General features: G+C 29.0%; 19 protein-coding genes. 11 read left to right on the plus strand and 8 right to left on the minus strand.

The features are described 5' to 3' along the window. The first annotated feature begins 19 nt into the window (after window positions 1-19). The 7 genes from PB7211_RS01440 to amt are packed head-to-tail and all read left to right on the plus strand — an operon-like array spanning window position 20 to window position 6,931. Window positions 20-1,510, plus strand: coding sequence for a cryptochrome/photolyase family protein (locus PB7211_RS01440; RefSeq protein ID WP_034398771.1), 1,491 nt, complete (start codon window positions 20-22; stop codon window positions 1,508-1,510). Further along, entirely contained in the window at window positions 1,510-1,638 is a 129-nt protein-coding gene (locus PB7211_RS07890) for a DUF2256 domain-containing protein (protein ID WP_008545243.1), read from the plus strand. The genes PB7211_RS01440 and PB7211_RS07890 overlap by 1 nt, the downstream gene beginning before the upstream one ends. Next, complete coding sequence (locus PB7211_RS01450; protein WP_008544715.1) at window positions 1,635-3,065, plus strand: CRTAC1 family protein; 1,431 nt, start codon at window positions 1,635-1,637, stop codon at window positions 3,063-3,065. Before PB7211_RS07890 ends, PB7211_RS01450 begins: the two co-directional genes overlap by 4 nt. Then, on the plus strand, window positions 3,062-3,751 hold the full coding sequence (locus PB7211_RS01455; RefSeq protein WP_198001870.1) for a hypothetical protein: 690 nt from the start codon (window positions 3,062-3,064) through the stop codon (window positions 3,749-3,751). Before PB7211_RS01450 ends, PB7211_RS01455 begins: the two co-directional genes overlap by 4 nt. A gap of 47 nt (window positions 3,752-3,798) precedes the next feature. Beyond that, a complete protein-coding gene (locus tag PB7211_RS01460) occupies window positions 3,799-4,518 on the plus strand; it encodes a type 1 glutamine amidotransferase (RefSeq protein ID WP_008544647.1) in 720 nt (239 codons plus the stop codon). Beyond that, a complete protein-coding gene (locus tag PB7211_RS01465) occupies window positions 4,515-4,736 on the plus strand; it encodes a hypothetical protein (RefSeq protein WP_029453933.1) in 222 nt (73 codons plus the stop codon). Before PB7211_RS01460 ends, PB7211_RS01465 begins: the two co-directional genes overlap by 4 nt. A 47-nt stretch (window positions 4,737-4,783) precedes the next feature. Then, complete coding sequence (amt, locus tag PB7211_RS01470; RefSeq protein WP_008544303.1) at window positions 4,784-6,931, plus strand: ammonium transporter; 2,148 nt, start codon at window positions 4,784-4,786, stop codon at window positions 6,929-6,931. A 30-nt stretch (window positions 6,932-6,961) separates the two neighbouring features. Here amt and PB7211_RS01475 read toward each other — a convergent pair whose 3' ends face one another. From PB7211_RS01475 to PB7211_RS01500, 6 genes are read right to left on the minus strand one after another with little or no spacing between them, the layout of a single operon-like run. Further along, window positions 6,962-8,101, minus strand: a complete 1,140-nt coding sequence (locus PB7211_RS01475) for an FAD-binding domain-containing protein (protein ID WP_008545230.1) — start codon at window positions 8,099-8,101, stop codon at window positions 6,962-6,964. Window positions 8,102-8,107: 6 nt separating this feature from the next. Beyond that, window positions 8,108-8,488: a phosphate-starvation-inducible PsiE family protein gene (locus tag PB7211_RS01480; protein WP_008545488.1), complete on the minus strand. Its 381-nt coding sequence runs from the start codon at window positions 8,486-8,488 to the stop codon at window positions 8,108-8,110. Beyond that, entirely contained in the window at window positions 8,488-8,946 is a 459-nt protein-coding gene (locus tag PB7211_RS01485; RefSeq protein WP_029455881.1) for a UbiA family prenyltransferase, read from the minus strand. The genes PB7211_RS01480 and PB7211_RS01485 overlap by 1 nt, the downstream gene beginning before the upstream one ends. Before the next feature lie 60 nt (window positions 8,947-9,006). Continuing rightward, window positions 9,007-10,188: an argininosuccinate synthase gene (locus PB7211_RS01490; protein ID WP_008544678.1), complete on the minus strand. Its 1,182-nt coding sequence runs from the start codon at window positions 10,186-10,188 to the stop codon at window positions 9,007-9,009. A gap of 3 nt (window positions 10,189-10,191) precedes the next feature. Next, window positions 10,192-10,704: an invasion associated locus B family protein gene (locus PB7211_RS01495; RefSeq protein ID WP_008545749.1), complete on the minus strand. Its 513-nt coding sequence runs from the start codon at window positions 10,702-10,704 to the stop codon at window positions 10,192-10,194. Continuing rightward, window positions 10,695-11,732 carry an aldo/keto reductase gene (locus PB7211_RS01500; RefSeq protein ID WP_008545841.1) on the minus strand — a complete coding sequence of 346 codons (1,038 nt, stop codon included), beginning with the start codon at window positions 11,730-11,732 and terminating at the stop codon, window positions 10,695-10,697. The genes PB7211_RS01495 and PB7211_RS01500 overlap by 10 nt, the downstream gene beginning before the upstream one ends. An 83-nt stretch (window positions 11,733-11,815) precedes the next feature. On the opposite strand from PB7211_RS01500, the gene PB7211_RS01505 reads away from it, so the two are divergent. Continuing rightward, window positions 11,816-12,577 (plus strand): Bax inhibitor-1/YccA family protein, encoded by a 762-nt coding sequence (locus PB7211_RS01505; protein ID WP_008544301.1) that lies wholly within the window; start codon window positions 11,816-11,818, stop codon window positions 12,575-12,577. Window positions 12,578-12,579: 2 nt separating this feature from the next. Here PB7211_RS01505 and PB7211_RS01510 read toward each other — a convergent pair whose 3' ends face one another. After that, window positions 12,580-12,924, minus strand: coding sequence for a DUF2794 domain-containing protein (locus tag PB7211_RS01510; RefSeq protein WP_008545237.1), 345 nt, complete (start codon window positions 12,922-12,924; stop codon window positions 12,580-12,582). Next, window positions 12,917-13,468, minus strand: coding sequence for a septation protein A (locus PB7211_RS01515; protein ID WP_034399208.1), 552 nt, complete (start codon window positions 13,466-13,468; stop codon window positions 12,917-12,919). The genes PB7211_RS01510 and PB7211_RS01515 overlap by 8 nt, the downstream gene beginning before the upstream one ends. 86 nt (window positions 13,469-13,554) lie before the next feature. Between PB7211_RS01515 and hspQ the strand changes: the two genes are divergently transcribed. The 3 genes from hspQ to PB7211_RS01530 all read left to right on the plus strand — a co-directional run bounded on the left by hspQ (window position 13,555) and on the right by PB7211_RS01530 (window position 14,983). Next, on the plus strand, window positions 13,555-13,875 hold the full coding sequence (gene hspQ, locus PB7211_RS01520) for a heat shock protein HspQ (RefSeq protein ID WP_008545572.1): 321 nt from the start codon (window positions 13,555-13,557) through the stop codon (window positions 13,873-13,875). Window positions 13,876-14,051: 176 nt separating this feature from the next. Beyond that, complete coding sequence (gene ccmC / locus PB7211_RS01525; RefSeq protein ID WP_008544770.1) at window positions 14,052-14,759, plus strand: heme ABC transporter permease CcmC; 708 nt, start codon at window positions 14,052-14,054, stop codon at window positions 14,757-14,759. Then, a complete protein-coding gene (locus PB7211_RS01530; protein ID WP_008546034.1) occupies window positions 14,756-14,983 on the plus strand; it encodes a heme exporter protein CcmD in 228 nt (75 codons plus the stop codon). The genes ccmC and PB7211_RS01530 overlap by 4 nt, the downstream gene beginning before the upstream one ends.

Raw genomic sequence — 14,983 nt, forward strand, 5'->3', positions numbered from 1 at the left:
TAATTAGCTATATTTAATTATGAAATTATTTTTTATACTTGGTAATCAATTATTTCCATTAAAATACATAGACCGCTTCAAAAAGGATCATGTGTTTTTTATGGCGGAAGATAACGGATTATGTACTTATGAAAAACATCATAAGCAAAAAATCTTATTATTTTTGTCCTCTATGCGCTCTTATGCTGATAATTTAAAGAAAAATAACTTTAAATTAGATTATCTTAAAATTGAAGATAAGGATTTTAAGGATGATTATTTAAAAAAATTAAAAAAAAAAATTACTCAAAAAAAAATAACTGAAATTTCAAGTTTTGAAGTAGAAGACAAATTTTTTGAAAAAAAAATTACACAATTTTTAAAAAAAGAAAAAATCAATTGGAATATTGTTCAAACACCCATGTTTTTAAATTCTAGAGATGAGTTTAAAAATTATTTAGGAAAATCTAAAAAACCTTTTATGGCAACATTTTATAAAGAAGTCAGACGAAAATCTGGAATACTAATGGGTGCAGATGGAAACCCAATTGGGGGTAAGTGGAGTTTTGATGAAGATAACAGAAATAAACTTCCTAAAGATATTTCAATTCCAAAATTTCCAAAAATAAACGAGACTACCCATACAAAAAAATTAAAACCCATAATTGAAAAAATATTTAAAGATCATCCTGGAAGTACAGATAATTTTTGGTTAGCAACAGAATATGATGATGTTGTTAAACTTTTAAATTTTTTTATAAAAGAAAAATCTAATTTATTTGGCGATTATGAAGATGCAGTTAACCAAAAAGATAATATTTTATTTCATAGCGCTCTTAGTCCTTATATTAACTTGGGTTTGATCACTCCTGAATTAATTATTCAAAAAATTTTAGATTTTCATAAAAAGAATAAAATTAGAATGAACTCGCTTGAAGGATATATTCGTCAGGTCATTGGGTGGCGAGAATTTATGAGAGGTATTTACCAAGGATATTCTGAAAAAATGGAAACTGGAAATTTTTTCAAACAAAATAGAAAAATGAAAAATTCTTGGTATGTAGGAACTACAGGTCTACCACCATTAGATTATGCAATTAAAAATGCAGTTAATCACGGTTGGTCTCATCATATTGAAAGGTTAATGATTTTATCTAACATAATGAACCTTTGTGAGATTAAGCCCACAATTGTTTACAAATGGTTTATGGAAATGTTTGTTGACTCATCTGACTGGGTAATGGTTCCAAATGTTTATGGAATGGGATTATTTAGCGATGGAGGTATTTTTGCGACAAAGCCATATATCTGTGGTTCAAGTTATTTTATGAAGATGATGGATTTTAAAAAGGGTGAGTGGTGCAACATTATGGATGGATTGTATTGGAGATTTATAGATCGAAATAGAAAATTTTTTTTAACAAATCCAAGATTATCCATGATGGTTCGTATTTTTGATAAAATGAAAAATGACAGAAAAAAAATGATTTTATCTGAAGCTGATAAATTTATTAAACATAATACAATTTAGTGAAAAAAGAACATTTGCCATCAAAAATTTGTTTAGTATGTCATAGGCCATTTAAATGGAGAAAAAAATGGAAAATCAATTGGGATAAAGTTAAATATTGCTCAAAAAGATGCTCAAATAAAAAATGAAAAGTTTTTTTAAAAAAATAATAATTTTGTCGATTTTATCATTGCCCAATACTGTTAATGCTGATTTTTTTGAAGATATAACTTATAAAATTGAGAATAATTCTAAAAGACTTAGTTATGGAGTCTCGGTCACAGATATGGATCAAGATGGCAAATACGAATTTTTAGTTACTGGATTTGGTTATGCTAATTTAGCTTTATCTTATGATAATGGAAAATTAATTAATATCGCAAACAAAAATGTATTTTCTGATAAATTTAGAAAAACTATTGGTGTTGCTGCATGTGACGTTGATAGAGATGGATATGAAGAAATATATTTTCTTAATACTGATACCTACAGCGGAAAAAAAAAATATTCTGATAGACTGATTGATTTTGAAGAAAATAAGTTTTTAGATATGTTTGAAATTGAAAAAAATAAGGAAGATTTAAATTTAACAGCAGGAAGATCAGTGGCTTGCGTAGATAGAGAAGGTAATGGAAGATATGGTCTTTATGTATCAAATTATGGTGGACCAACAAGATTCTATGAAATTGAAGATGGAAAGATAAAAGATAAAGCAGAAAATTTAAATTTAAATAATGTTACGGGTGGAAGGGCAGTTGTTTCAGGTCATATTTTAACAGACAAATCTGATATTTTTGCAGCAAATGAGCGGGGTGCAAATTATCTTTTAAAAAATAATGATGGTGTATTTGAAGATGTAGCATTTGATTTTCGTGTAGATGATGTGATTCAGAATGGTAGAGGAACTGTACTTTCAGATATTTTATACAGAGGTAGGTTAGATATAATAAGTGGAAACTGGAAGGGATATCACAGAGCTTATGTTTTAGAAAATAATCAATTCAAAGATGTAGGGAGCAGTAAATTTGATAAACCCTCTAGAATTCGAACAATTATTTCTGCTGATTTTGATAATGATGGTTATGATGAAATTTTTATGAATAATATAGCTGAGCCCAACAAGTTATTTAGGATAAAAGAGAATGGAATATTTGAAGAAATTAAACTTGAAGTAGCTCTTGAAGCTGATGGATATGGAACAGGTGCTGCAGTTGCTGACATCGATAATGATGGAATTCTAGAATTGATAGTGTCTCGTGGTGAAAGTAAAGAACAACCTTTAACTTTATATAAAGCAAAAGTTGATAAACAAAGCAAATATTTGAGAATAAAACCGATTAATCTATTTGGTGCTCCAGCAAGAGGAGCAACTGTTACGTTGATTAGTAATCAAAGAAAACATTCAAAAACTATAGATGCTGGATCAGGTTATCTGTGCCAAATGGAGCCTGTGGCACATTATGGAATTAGAAAAAATGAAAATAATTTTAAAGTAGAAGTAAAATGGACAAATGGTACTAAAGATTTAATTAAAATAACTTCGTTAAATCAAACAATCACTATTAAGCAAAAATGAAAAAAACTTTGTTTAAATTTACTATAATTATTTTTGCATTAATTCAATTTGAAACATTCGCAAATGAAAAAAATTATTATAAAGAATTAATAACTGACTGGTCAAGAATATTTCCAGATCAAAATAGAAATGCTGCTGGGCCGAAGTTTTTTAAATATATCATAGACAAAGAAATTACTTTTAAGGATTTTACTGAATTTAATAAGTTATATTGTGCAGTTTCAGGATCATTAATTGATCCTGACAGTGAACCTGATTTTTTATTTGCCAAAGAAAGCAAAACTAACAAAAAAATTTGTGGCGATTACTACAAATGTTGTATTCCTTGTTCATGTGATGTCATGAAATATTCTGAAGTTGAAAAAATGAAATATAAATTTTTAGATGGTTTTAAAGAATTTTACGTATTCACAATTAAAAATCCTTGTAACAAGAAAAATTTTCCAGATAAAGTAAATAAGAATTATTTTTGTGATGGAGAAAAAATAAACAATGATCAAGTTTATAATCTTAATGGTCGAATAGTTATAGGTTTATTACATAAAGGCAGAGATTGTAACAAAGAGGAGATAGATTTTGTCAAAAGTCATCAAGTCACAGGAAAATTTTGCGAATTAAGAAACAACACTCCTTTAGAAAGTCTAAAAGGAGGTATGGGCGATATTTTTATAAAGCTCGCAAGATAATATTATTTAATTTGTTTAGAGAATTGATCTGAGCTAAGCTGATTTTCGTGAATATAATTGTATTGCAACACATTAAAATTGAAGATCCTGGCTACATTAAAGATTTGATGTTAACAGATAGGGTCAACTTAACCACCATAGAATTAGACGAAGGTGAAAAAATTCCAAACGATCTTAGTAAGTTTGACGGGATGTTTTGCATGGGAGGTCCAATGGATACTTTTATGGAGAAAGAATATCCTTGGTTAATTGAAGAAAAAAAAACAATTAAAGATTTTGTGATAAATTTAAAAAAACCTTATCTTGGTTTTTGTTTAGGTTGCCAGTTATTAGGTGAAGTTGTCGGAGGCAAGGTAGTGAAATCAACTCCAGCAGAGATCGGTATTATGGACATTCATTTCTCACAACAAAAAGATGAAGATAGATTATTTTCACAATTTCCAAATCAGATTAAAAGTTTGCAATGGCATTCCTATGAGGTTCAGGGTATTGAAAATAATAAGGATGTAACTTTACTGGCTTCATCACCTATAACTAAATATCAAATTTTTAAATATCAAGATCACGCATATGGAATTCAATTTCATATAGAAATTAAAGATACTACAGTCAATGAATGGGGATGTGTTCCAGAATATAAAAAAGCTCTTGAGGATCAGTTGGGAGATGGTGCTCTAGAAAAATTTGATAACGCAGCAAAAGATAATATGTCCGATATGAATAGCTATTCTAAGATCTTGTATCAAAATTTTAAAAAAATATTATGAAGAATAAATTTTTTGAATGGGCAGGAGTTGTTACTGCTATTTTATATTCATTATTTGTTGCACTAAATATTGGAATAGAATTTTTAGGTTTCTGCTTATTACTTTTATCAGCAATTTTAATTGGTATTTGGGCTTATAGGGGTGGTCACAAAGGAATATTATTATTACAATTTTTTTATGCAACAGCAGGAATTGTTGGAATGATTAGATGGTTTTAGATATGGACATGATAAAATTAAAAATTAAATTATAAAATATTTTTTTTATGGAAAATTTAAATTTAGAAAATGTAAAATCTTATGTAGATACCTTATGGGTTATTGATTGCGCTATATTAGTTTTTATTATGCAAGCAGGTTTTATGTGCATGGAAACTGGACTTTCTAGACATAAAAACAGTATTAATGTTGCATTAAAAAATGCAGCCGATTTTGGAGTTTCAGTCGTTATTTTTTGGATTTTCGGTTTCGGTCTGATGTTTGGTTCAAGTTATAATGGTTTGTTTGGAACTGATTTGTTCTTTTTTAAAACAACCAACGCTGAATATATGACTTATTTTGTTTTCCAAGCAATGTTTGTTGCAACGGCAGCTACAATTATTTCAGGAGCTGTTGCAGAGAGAATGAAATTTAATGGCTATTTAATAATTACAATTTTAGCAACTGGAATTATTTATCCAATTGTAGGTCATTGGGCTTGGTCTTCGAGCTATTTAAGTAATATTGATAGTGCTAAAGAATTATTGAATGAAGTAGATCAGGTTACGTCGACAGGTTGGTTAACTAATTTAGGATTTGTAGATTTTGCAGGTAGCACAATAGTTCACTCAGTTGGTGGATGGATTGCTCTTTCAGCGGTAATAATTATTGGTCCTAGGATTGGCAAATATTCTGAGTCAAATAAAGGAAAATTTACTGGCTCAAGTTTTCCTTTAGCCGTTCTTGGTACTTTAATTTTATGGTTTGGATGGTTTGGATTTAATGGTGGTAGTAATGGTGCAATGGATGAGGCTGTTCCATTAATTTTAATAAATACTTTTCTTGCTGCAGCGTTTGGCTTGTTAACAGGTTTAGGAACTTCATTTATAATTTATAAAAAACCAGACCCTTTTTATGTTGTTCTAGGTCCTTTAGCGGGATTAGTAGCTATAACCGCAGGGTGTAATTCAATGACAACCGTAGTTGCAATTTTTGTTGGAATAATTGGAGCACTAGTAGCAGTGCTAATTACAGAGATTTTAAATAAATATGAAATTGACGATGTAGTAGGAGCAGTACCAGTTCATTTAGGAGCAGGTGTTTGGGGAACTCTAGCGGTAGGTTTTTTTAGTGATTTAAATATTTTAGGAACAGATCTAACAAGACTAGAACAAATAAAAGCACAATTTATTGGAGTTTTAACAATAGGAGCTTTTTCTTTTTTCGGATCATATATAATTTTAAGAATTTTAAATTATTTTTATCCATTGAGAGTTACTCCTCTACAAGAAGAGTTAGGATTGAATATAGCTGAGCATAATGCGGTTTCAGTAGAACATGATTTAATTTCAATTTTAGAAAAACAATCTCAAAGTGGAGATCTTGCTATTAGAGGGCCTCAAGATCCATTTACAGCAGGAGGTGTAATTGGACTTTATTATAATAAATTGATGAATAAGCTTGAGATTAGTGAAAAAGAAAAAGAAAAATGGCGAAGTAGAATATCTAAAGAAGTAAATTTAGCAGTAAAAGTTCAAGAAAATTTCTTACCAAAAAGAGATTTACAAAATTACCCTGTACATGGAATTAATATTGCTGCTAGAGAAGTTTCAGGAGACTTCTTTAGCTTTTATCCTCACAATGACAGTATTTATTTTATTATAGCCGATGTTGCTGGTAAAGGTGTTCATGCAGGGATGGTAATGGCAAAAGCTTCAACTTTATTTGAAGTAATGTCAAGAGACCAGGTTGATCCAGATGAAATGATGTTTCATATGAACAATGATTTATTTATCACTAAAACTTCTGGTATGTTTGTTACCTGTGTGCTTGGAAAATATGATCTAATTTCAGATGAAATCACATGGGTAAATGGTGGACATCAACCAGCTATAATTAGGAATGAGAAGGGTGAATACCAAAGTTTTGGTAGTGACGCACCACCAATGGGGGTTATTTCTCAAAAAGATAAATCAATTTATAAAATCAATAAACAAGTTTTAAATGGAAATAAATTTTATGTTTTCACAGATGGGTTATCAGAGAGTTTAGATGAAGAAGGAAAAGAAATAGGCATAGATGGTTCAATTAAGATTATTGAGGATAATTATACAAAGGACTCGAAAAGACACTTATCAGATATTACTAAAAAAATAATTAAAATTTCTGGGCCTGGAAAATTAAGTGATGATCTTACTTTAATATCAATTGGATAGTAGAAAACTTTTGAACAATATATTTTCGTTTTAATTAAAGCTCGAAATTATTTTTGGAATATAATTTTTGAAATTAAAAAAACCTTTGTTGCAAAATTGCCAAGCAAGTTGGTCAAGATCTCTGTACAAAAAATTTAACTTTAAATTATTTGAACTTAGATAATCTAAATTTTCACCAACAGTTGGATATAAACAATAATAATTTTCAATATTTTTAATTTCACTTATATCGATAACTTCACAATTAATAGATCTATCTTTTAACCTTTGTTTTTGATCCTCTATTAAAAGGGATTTAAATTTTACTAATTTTTCACTGAGTTTTATGCATCTATTTTCATTTTTGTTTGAAATTATATAAATTTTTTCAAATTTATTTTCCTTAAAGTCAGTGATTTCAAAAGATAGATTGTTTTCAAAAACTAACAGATTTTTTTCATCTATATTTCGTGGGTTATTAAATTCTTTTTTAACTAAAGAATAAGATTTCTCAGATATCTTAGGAAAAGCATTTTCATTTAACTTAATATTTTTAAATCTATTATTAGTAAATTTTTTAATATTCCACTCACTTGCCAAATAATGTTTACCTTGAGTTTGAATTCCAGCCACCCATCTCCATCCAAGAGTATTTGATGCAGCATCCCCATCGTAAAGATGTTTCATAAAAAATTCAGCACCTAATTGCCAGGGTAATTCCAGAGTAAATATCCAAATACTTGCAAACCACATTCTAGTGTGATTATGAAGATAGTTGTTTTCTTTAAGCTCATTTACCCACTGATTAAAGCATTCTAAGTCAGTTTTTCCTTCAATTGCATCTAGATAATTTTGTTTATCTTTAAATTCATTTCTAAGATTATTTAGTTCCATTAAAAAATCTGACCAAACATTTGGTCTTAATTCTAGCCAACCTTTCCAATAAACACGCCACAAAACTTCTTGAATAAATTTTTCATTTTTTGTAAATGAAAATTTTTTAAGTGATTTATCGATAACTTCTAATTCACTTATAATCCCGTGAGTAATGTAGGGAGATAAACATGAAATATTTGATCTATTATCAGGACCAAAATCAAAATTTCTTAATTTAGAATATTGAGAAAGATTACTTTCAACAAAATGATTTAATTTATCAAGGGCCTTAGCCCTCGAAGCTTCAAATATCATACTATTTTATCTTGATTTTTTTTTTTTAAGACCTAATTTATCACTATGTCTTAGTCTTAATATGACGATTGCAGCTGCAATAAGAACTATAGCTACAGCCTCATACACCAATGCAGTTGGATCCATCTCTTTGCCTTGAAGTATTATAAATCGAGCAAGAGCAGTGATCGCAATTAAAAGGGGTAGAGTAATACTAATTGATTGTTGATCCCAAAATACTCTGACCATTGCAAGAACCTCTAAATATAGAAACATTAAAAGCAAATCAGCTAGTGTTACCGATTGATTAAGAAACATATTTTTAATTTCGATACCAACTGCAATTACAGTGCTTATTAAAATAATACACATTAAAATTAGCTGTAAATTTTTTGCTATTTTTTCCATTACTTATCTTTACTAAATGGTAGCCACTTTTCAAATACTGATTTTGATGGTCCATCATAAGGTATTGAGTATGAGCTAGGATTAGGACTTGTTAAAACTTCAATTCCCTTAGAGAAAACAAAAATAAAAACTATTACGAAGACAATTACCATTATTTTAAATGGGTCAAAATTTTTTGTTTTAAAAACACTATTCGATTGTGCCTCAGCTTTGTGGAAATTTTTAAAAGTCATGTAAACTGCAAATATTAAACCAATATGTGCAATATAAAGACCTGCCCAGCCGAATGCAAAAGTTGTGTATGAAAAAACATATAAACTAAAAACTGTTGTCCAAATAAAACTTAAAACTAATAGAATTTGGAGTCTTACAGTTTTAGGAAGAGACCTAAGGTCATTCTTGCTGTCATCAAATAATATATTTGCAGCATCTATCATCCAGTTTTTTAATGATTTCATCATTTATAACTATAATATTTGATATTATGGACAAATGTCAAATTGTCCTAAGTTTAATAATTACAGTTTTTTCTTGTTAAAATTTATGAATCTTTCAACATTTGATTTGTTAAATGTTTTGTTTTCTTCAAAAGACACTTTTTTCATTGAGTAAGCCGAACTTTTAGTTTGTCTCGACTCAATGATAATATTTCCTTTATAAAGTTTCAGTTTAACTGACCCATTAACTTTATTTTTATTAAGATCTACAATTTTTTGAAGTTTAAATCTTTCTTTAGAGTACCAAAAACCATTATAGATAAGTTCTGCATATCTTGGCATTACTTGATCTTTTTTATGCATCGTATCTTTATCAAGAGTTACAGATTCAATTGCTCTATGTGCATGAATTAATAATGTTCCTCCAGGTGTTTCATATACGCCTCTAGACTTAATTCCAATAAATCTATTCTCAACTAAATCAACTCTTCCAATTCCATTTTTACCTGCAAGCTGATTAAGTTTTTCTAATAGTTTTGATGCAGATAATTTTTTCCCATTTATTCCAAGTGGGTCACCATTTTTAAAATTGATAGTTACATAGCTTGGTCTATTAGGTGCTTTTTCTGGTGAAGTAGTTCTTTGAAATATAAATTCAGGCGCAGAATTTTTTGGGTTTTCTAAAACTTTTCCCTCAGTCGATGTGTGAAACAGATTGTCATCAACTGAAAATGGAGGAGCTCCTTTTTTATCTTTAGGGATAGCTATCCCATGTTTTTTCGCATAATTAATTAGGTCTGTTCTTGATTTTAATTTCCAAATTCTCCAAGGCGCAATAATTTTTATTTTTGGTCCAAAATAATGATAACCTAACTCAAATCTAACTTGGTCATTACCTTTTCCAGTTGCTCCATGTGCAACAGCATAAGCTTTATATTTTTTTGCAACTTTTATTTGGTCTTTTGCGATTAGTGGTCTTGCAATTGATGTTCCAAGTAAATAAACACCTTCATAAATTGCGTGGCCTCTAATCATTGGATAAACATAATCTTTTACAAATATATCTTTTAAATCTTTAATAATAATATTTTTAACACCAAATTTTTTTGCATTTTTGATAATTTTTTTTCTGTTAATTTCTTGGCCAACATCTGCGGTATAACAAATAACTTCCGCATCATAATTTTCTTGAAGCCATTTTAAAATTATAGAGGTATCTAGCCCCCCAGAATAGGCTAACACTATTTTCTTTTTTGATTTCATTAATTAACTACAAGCTTTTTTTGTAGCGTTATAAGCTTTTGTAAAACCTAATAAAGAATAATGATCTATTGTTTGAGAACCTTTTTGATTGTAGCCGGTAATCATAATTCTAGATCCTTTTTTCATTCTTTTGATCATTCTATTTTCAATCTTGGTGTCTGCAATCCATGCGAAACCTTGCTCCTTAATATCAAACTTAAATTTATTTTTACCAGAAGCAGCTGTTATCGAGTTGTTTTTGTTAAATTCATAACCAGCGGTTACACTAACTTCATTAATTATTTTTTCTGCAGGTCTAAAAGCAATAAATAATTTAGCATCTCTTTTATTTGATTTCGGTGCTTGTAAGATGGGTGATGATTGTGCAAAACAAACTTTTCCAGTTGCCTCAGTAACAACCATTGCTTCCCAATCTTTAAATTTACCGATTTTCTTTATTTCATCTGCAGATGATTGTGCGAGTAAGCTAAGAAAAAATATTGGTAAAATAATAATAATTTTTTTAATTATGGACATGGGTTTGGATATATTGTTTGTACATTATTAATTTCTTTAATGATATCATCAGACAAATTAACATTTACACTTTCTATGTTAGTTTTCAACTGCTCCATTGTAGTTGCACCAATGATAACTGAAGTTACAAATGGTTGGATTTCTAAAAATTTGAGCGACATTTGTGCTAAATTAACATCGTACTTATTAGCTATTTCATAGTAAGCATCTACAGCTTTTTCAGTATTAGGCTTTGCATATCTTGTCCAAAAATTTGGATCTCGCTCTATTCTTGAATTCTTTGGTATTTGATTATTTCTGTATTTTCCTGATAAGTATCCACTTGCTAGAGGAGAGTAGGCCAACAGGCCAATTTCTTCTCTAATTGATATTTCAGCTAATCCAACTTCATAAGTTCTATTGAGTAAACTATAAGGATTTTGTACAGACATCATTCTTGGCAAATTTTTATCTTTTGAGAGCTCCAAATATTTTGAAACACCCCATGGAGTTTCATTTGATAATCCAACTTCTCTGATTTTGCCGTCATCTACAAACCTTTTTAGGTTTCCAAGAACATCCTCAAATTTATTCCAATTTCCATTTTCTTTATGTTCATAACCTAATCTTCCAAACATATTAGTATTTCTCTCCGGCCAGTGAAGTTGATAGAGATCAATATAATCTGTTTGTAGTCTTTTAAGGCTATCATTTACTGCTTCGGTCATTTTATCTAAACCGTAATTATTTCCGCCACCTCTCAAATAAGCTCTCATAGGTCCTGCAACTTTTGATGCTAAAATTACTTGATCTCTCTTTTTCGTTTTTTTAAACCAGTTACCAATTATAATTTCTGTGTGACCAAATGTTTCTGCTTTAGGTGGAACAGCATAAAGTTCTGCAGTATCCCAAAAATTTACTCCTTGATCTAAAGCATAATCCATTTGCTCAAAACCTTCTTCTTGAGTGTTCTGTTCTCCCCATGTCATTGTACCGAGACAAATTGTACTTACATCAAGATTAGTATTCCCTAGTTTTTTGTAATTCATAAAGCTTTTTGCATAATTCAGATATTTTTAATCTTCTAAGGCATCTTGAATAATTAGTAAAAGACTATTATATATTACTCATTATGAAATTTGATAAAAACGGAATATTAAACAGAGCAAAAGCAGCTCAACAAACAGCAGTTGTAATGGATGAAGGCTTAAGAGCCTACATGCTTAAAGTATATAATTACATGGCAACTGGGATCTTATTAACAGGAATAGTTGCGCTTCTTACATTTAAAATGTCAGTAGTAACAAATGATGCGGGATCTATTGTGGGCCTAACATCAGTTGGTAATGCAATTTATATGTCGGGATTAAAATGGTTAGTGATGTTAGCTCCTTTAGGAATTGTGTTTTATATGAGTTTTGGAATTAATAAAATGAGTGCATCAAAAGCTCAAACAACTTTTTGGGTTTTTGCAGCATTAATGGGTTTATCCTTATCATCCATTTTATTAATTTACACAGGAATGAGTGTTACAAGAGTTTTCTTTATTTGTTCAGCAACTTTCGGTGCAATGAGCATTTATGGTTATACAACTAAAAGAGATCTTACGAAACTAGGCTCTTTTTTAATGATGGGATTAATTGGAATTATAATTGCATCTATAGTTAATATTTTTATGAAATCTTCAATGATGTACTTTGTAATATCTATTTTAGGTGTTTTGATTTTTGTAGGCTTAACCGCTTATGACACTCAAAAGATAAAAAATATGTATGCAGTAAGTGATACGGGTGAGATTATGGGTAAAAAAGCCGTAATGGGAGCCTTAACTCTATACTTAGACTTTATTAATTTATTTATAATGTTATTGAGATTATTTGGTCAAAGAAGATAATTTTATTTTGGTAATTTTTTCCAGTTAGTATTTTTTAATAATATTTTAAGATCAAAAGAATTTTTTAAAATTTTACCACTTGTATCTGTAATTAAATATTTAAGATTTTTATTTTTTGGCCTAAAATTTTTACAAATTTTATATAAAGCATTCTCTGCTGCATTCCTAAACACACTAAAACTCACCTGTTTGCTTGAAATGCTTAAACCATAATCTTTCCATGATCCTTCAGATACCATTTTGGCGTATAAATCTAAAATAATTTTAAGCTCATTTTTTTCAAAAAATTGTTTTTCTTCAGTCTGATTGTGAGGGTTATTTACTACTAATTTTAAATTACTACGCATCGATTTTATATTTATTAATTAAAGGTATTTGAAAACCTGTAAAAATAATAGTTATTGGCAACATTCCCCACACTTTAAAGTTAACCCAAAATTCTTCAGTTTGAGTACGCCAAATGCACTCATTTAAAATTGCAAGACCAAAGAAAAAAAACATCCATCTTCTATTTAAAAGTTCCCATCCTAAATCTGATAGAGGAATTGATTTACCCATTATCTTTTTTAAGACTGGTTCTTTGGTAAAATATTTTCCAAAAAATAACGCTAAAGCAAATAAAATATTTATAATCGTAGGTTTTACATAAATAAAAACTGGATCATTAAAGTAAATAGTAAGCCCACCAAAAAAAGTTATTAATATTCCACTGACTAACGGCATAGTTGGAATTTTTTTTTCAAAAAACCAAACAACGGCTAGAGCGATTAAAGTTGCAACTATAAGTGGAGGAATTGCAACTGACAAATTTTTATCACTATTATAATAGTAGAAAAAAAATATAGCCAAAGGTCCAAAATCAGTAACAAATTTTAAAAAAGATTTATTCACTTTAAAAATACTAACATATTGCCACATCACAAAACATTAATATTTTTAGCATTGATTTTTATATTTAAATACCCATACTAATATCAATGCCAATTCAAAAAGCAAAATTCTCAATAGGAGATATCGTTAAGCACAAACACTTTGAGTTTAGAGGTGTCATATATGATGTAGATTTCGAATTTAATAATTCTGAGGAATGGTATCAGTCTATACCAAAAAATGTTAGGCCTAGAAAAGATCAACCTTTTTATCATTTGCTTGCTGAAAATGATGAAATTACTTATGAAGCGTATGTTTCAGAGCAAAATTTGTTAATGGATGACTCTGATGAACCAATAAAACACCCTTTAATTGAAGAGATTTTTTCTGGCAAAAAAGGCTCAACTTATTTCAAGCTTTCAAATTAAGCAAATCACTATTCAACCACATTTAGTTCAAATCTAGGCCACACAAATTAGTTAAATTTAATCCATATTCTGATCAAGAGTGTTAAAAGTTAATTTCAATTCATTATATCCCTCTGCATTCTTGATCGGAAATCCTTTTCATAATAGATATCTCTCAAATAATATTAAAAAAAAATATGTTTAAATTTTTTGAACCTAATAAGATTTTTAAGATAACATCTAAAGCACCAAAATATGTTTTACTTTTATTTATAATTGTTCTTTCTATTGGATTAACTGAGGCATTATTTTTATCTCCAGAAGATTATAAACAAAGTGATGCAGTTAGAATTATGTATGTGCATGTTCCCTCTGCATGGATTTCTCTTGGAATTTTTTCATCTATTACTTTGCTCTCAATTGGTGGTTTTATTTTTAAAAATAAGAATTTTTTTTTAATAGCAAAAAGTTTAGCTCCTTCTGGATTTGTTTTTAATATCATAGCACTGGTTACAGGAGCAATTTGGGGTAAACCAACATGGGGAACTTGGTGGGCTTGGGATGCCAGAATTACTTCTATGTTAATCTTGGCATTATTTTATGCAATGTATTTAATTTCATGGAGAATTTATGAAACTGAGGAAAAGGTTTTTAAGATTACAACTTTTATTACAATATTAGGTATAATTAATGTTCCAATTATAAAATATTCTGTAGATTGGTGGAACACACTTCATCAACCAGCATCAATCAATATTTTGTCAAAAAGTACAATTCATACATCAATGCTTTTTCCTCTATTGATAATGACTGCGGCATTTGCTCTTTTTTCATTGCTAATTTTCTTAATGAAATATAATACAGAACTGATAAAAATTAAAAATAAAGGCCTAGATAGACTATGATAAATGAATTACTTTTTATGAATGGATACGGAGTTTATGTGCTATCAGCATTCAGTTTTACTCTTTTAAGTTTTTCAGCTTTATATTTAATTACAAAAATTCAGTTTGTTAAGGAACAAAATAAATTTGTAGCTAAATTTGGATCTTTAAACTCTAAAAAAGCTAAATCTGCAAAAACTCAAAGAATAAACAAAGAAATTTTAGCTGGCGCAATTAAGAATTAA

The sequence above is a fragment of the Candidatus Pelagibacter sp. HTCC7211 genome (assembly GCF_000155895.1).
In the GTDB taxonomy this organism is placed as follows: domain Bacteria; phylum Pseudomonadota; class Alphaproteobacteria; order Pelagibacterales; family Pelagibacteraceae; genus Pelagibacter.

Coding starts and splice junctions, on each gene's coding strand:
- PB7211_RS01440 (WP_034398771.1), top strand. CDS start 20: ATGAAATTATTTTTTATACTTGGTAATCAATTATTTCCATTAAAATAC.
- PB7211_RS01450 (WP_008544715.1), top strand. CDS start 1,635: ATGAAAAGTTTTTTTAAAAAAATAATAATTTTGTCGATTTTATCATTG.
- PB7211_RS01455 (WP_198001870.1), top strand. CDS start 3,062: ATGAAAAAAACTTTGTTTAAATTTACTATAATTATTTTTGCATTAATT.
- PB7211_RS01465 (WP_029453933.1), top strand. CDS start 4,515: ATGAAGAATAAATTTTTTGAATGGGCAGGAGTTGTTACTGCTATTTTA.
- amt (WP_008544303.1), top strand. CDS start 4,784: ATGGAAAATTTAAATTTAGAAAATGTAAAATCTTATGTAGATACCTTA.
- PB7211_RS01475 (WP_008545230.1), bottom strand. CDS start 8,101: ATGATATTTGAAGCTTCGAGGGCTAAGGCCCTTGATAAATTAAATCAT.
- PB7211_RS01480 (WP_008545488.1), bottom strand. CDS start 8,488: ATGGAAAAAATAGCAAAAAATTTACAGCTAATTTTAATGTGTATTATT.
- PB7211_RS01485 (WP_029455881.1), bottom strand. CDS start 8,946: ATGAAATCATTAAAAAACTGGATGATAGATGCTGCAAATATATTATTT.
- PB7211_RS01490 (WP_008544678.1), bottom strand. CDS start 10,188: ATGAAATCAAAAAAGAAAATAGTGTTAGCCTATTCTGGGGGGCTAGAT.
- PB7211_RS01495 (WP_008545749.1), bottom strand. CDS start 10,704: ATGTCCATAATTAAAAAAATTATTATTATTTTACCAATATTTTTTCTT.
- PB7211_RS01500 (WP_008545841.1), bottom strand. CDS start 11,732: ATGAATTACAAAAAACTAGGGAATACTAATCTTGATGTAAGTACAATT.
- PB7211_RS01505 (WP_008544301.1), top strand. CDS start 11,816: ATGAAATTTGATAAAAACGGAATATTAAACAGAGCAAAAGCAGCTCAA.
- PB7211_RS01510 (WP_008545237.1), bottom strand. CDS start 12,924: ATGCGTAGTAATTTAAAATTAGTAGTAAATAACCCTCACAATCAGACT.
- hspQ (WP_008545572.1), top strand. CDS start 13,555: ATGCCAATTCAAAAAGCAAAATTCTCAATAGGAGATATCGTTAAGCAC.
- ccmC (WP_008544770.1), top strand. CDS start 14,052: ATGTTTAAATTTTTTGAACCTAATAAGATTTTTAAGATAACATCTAAA.
- PB7211_RS01530 (WP_008546034.1), top strand. CDS start 14,756: ATGATAAATGAATTACTTTTTATGAATGGATACGGAGTTTATGTGCTA.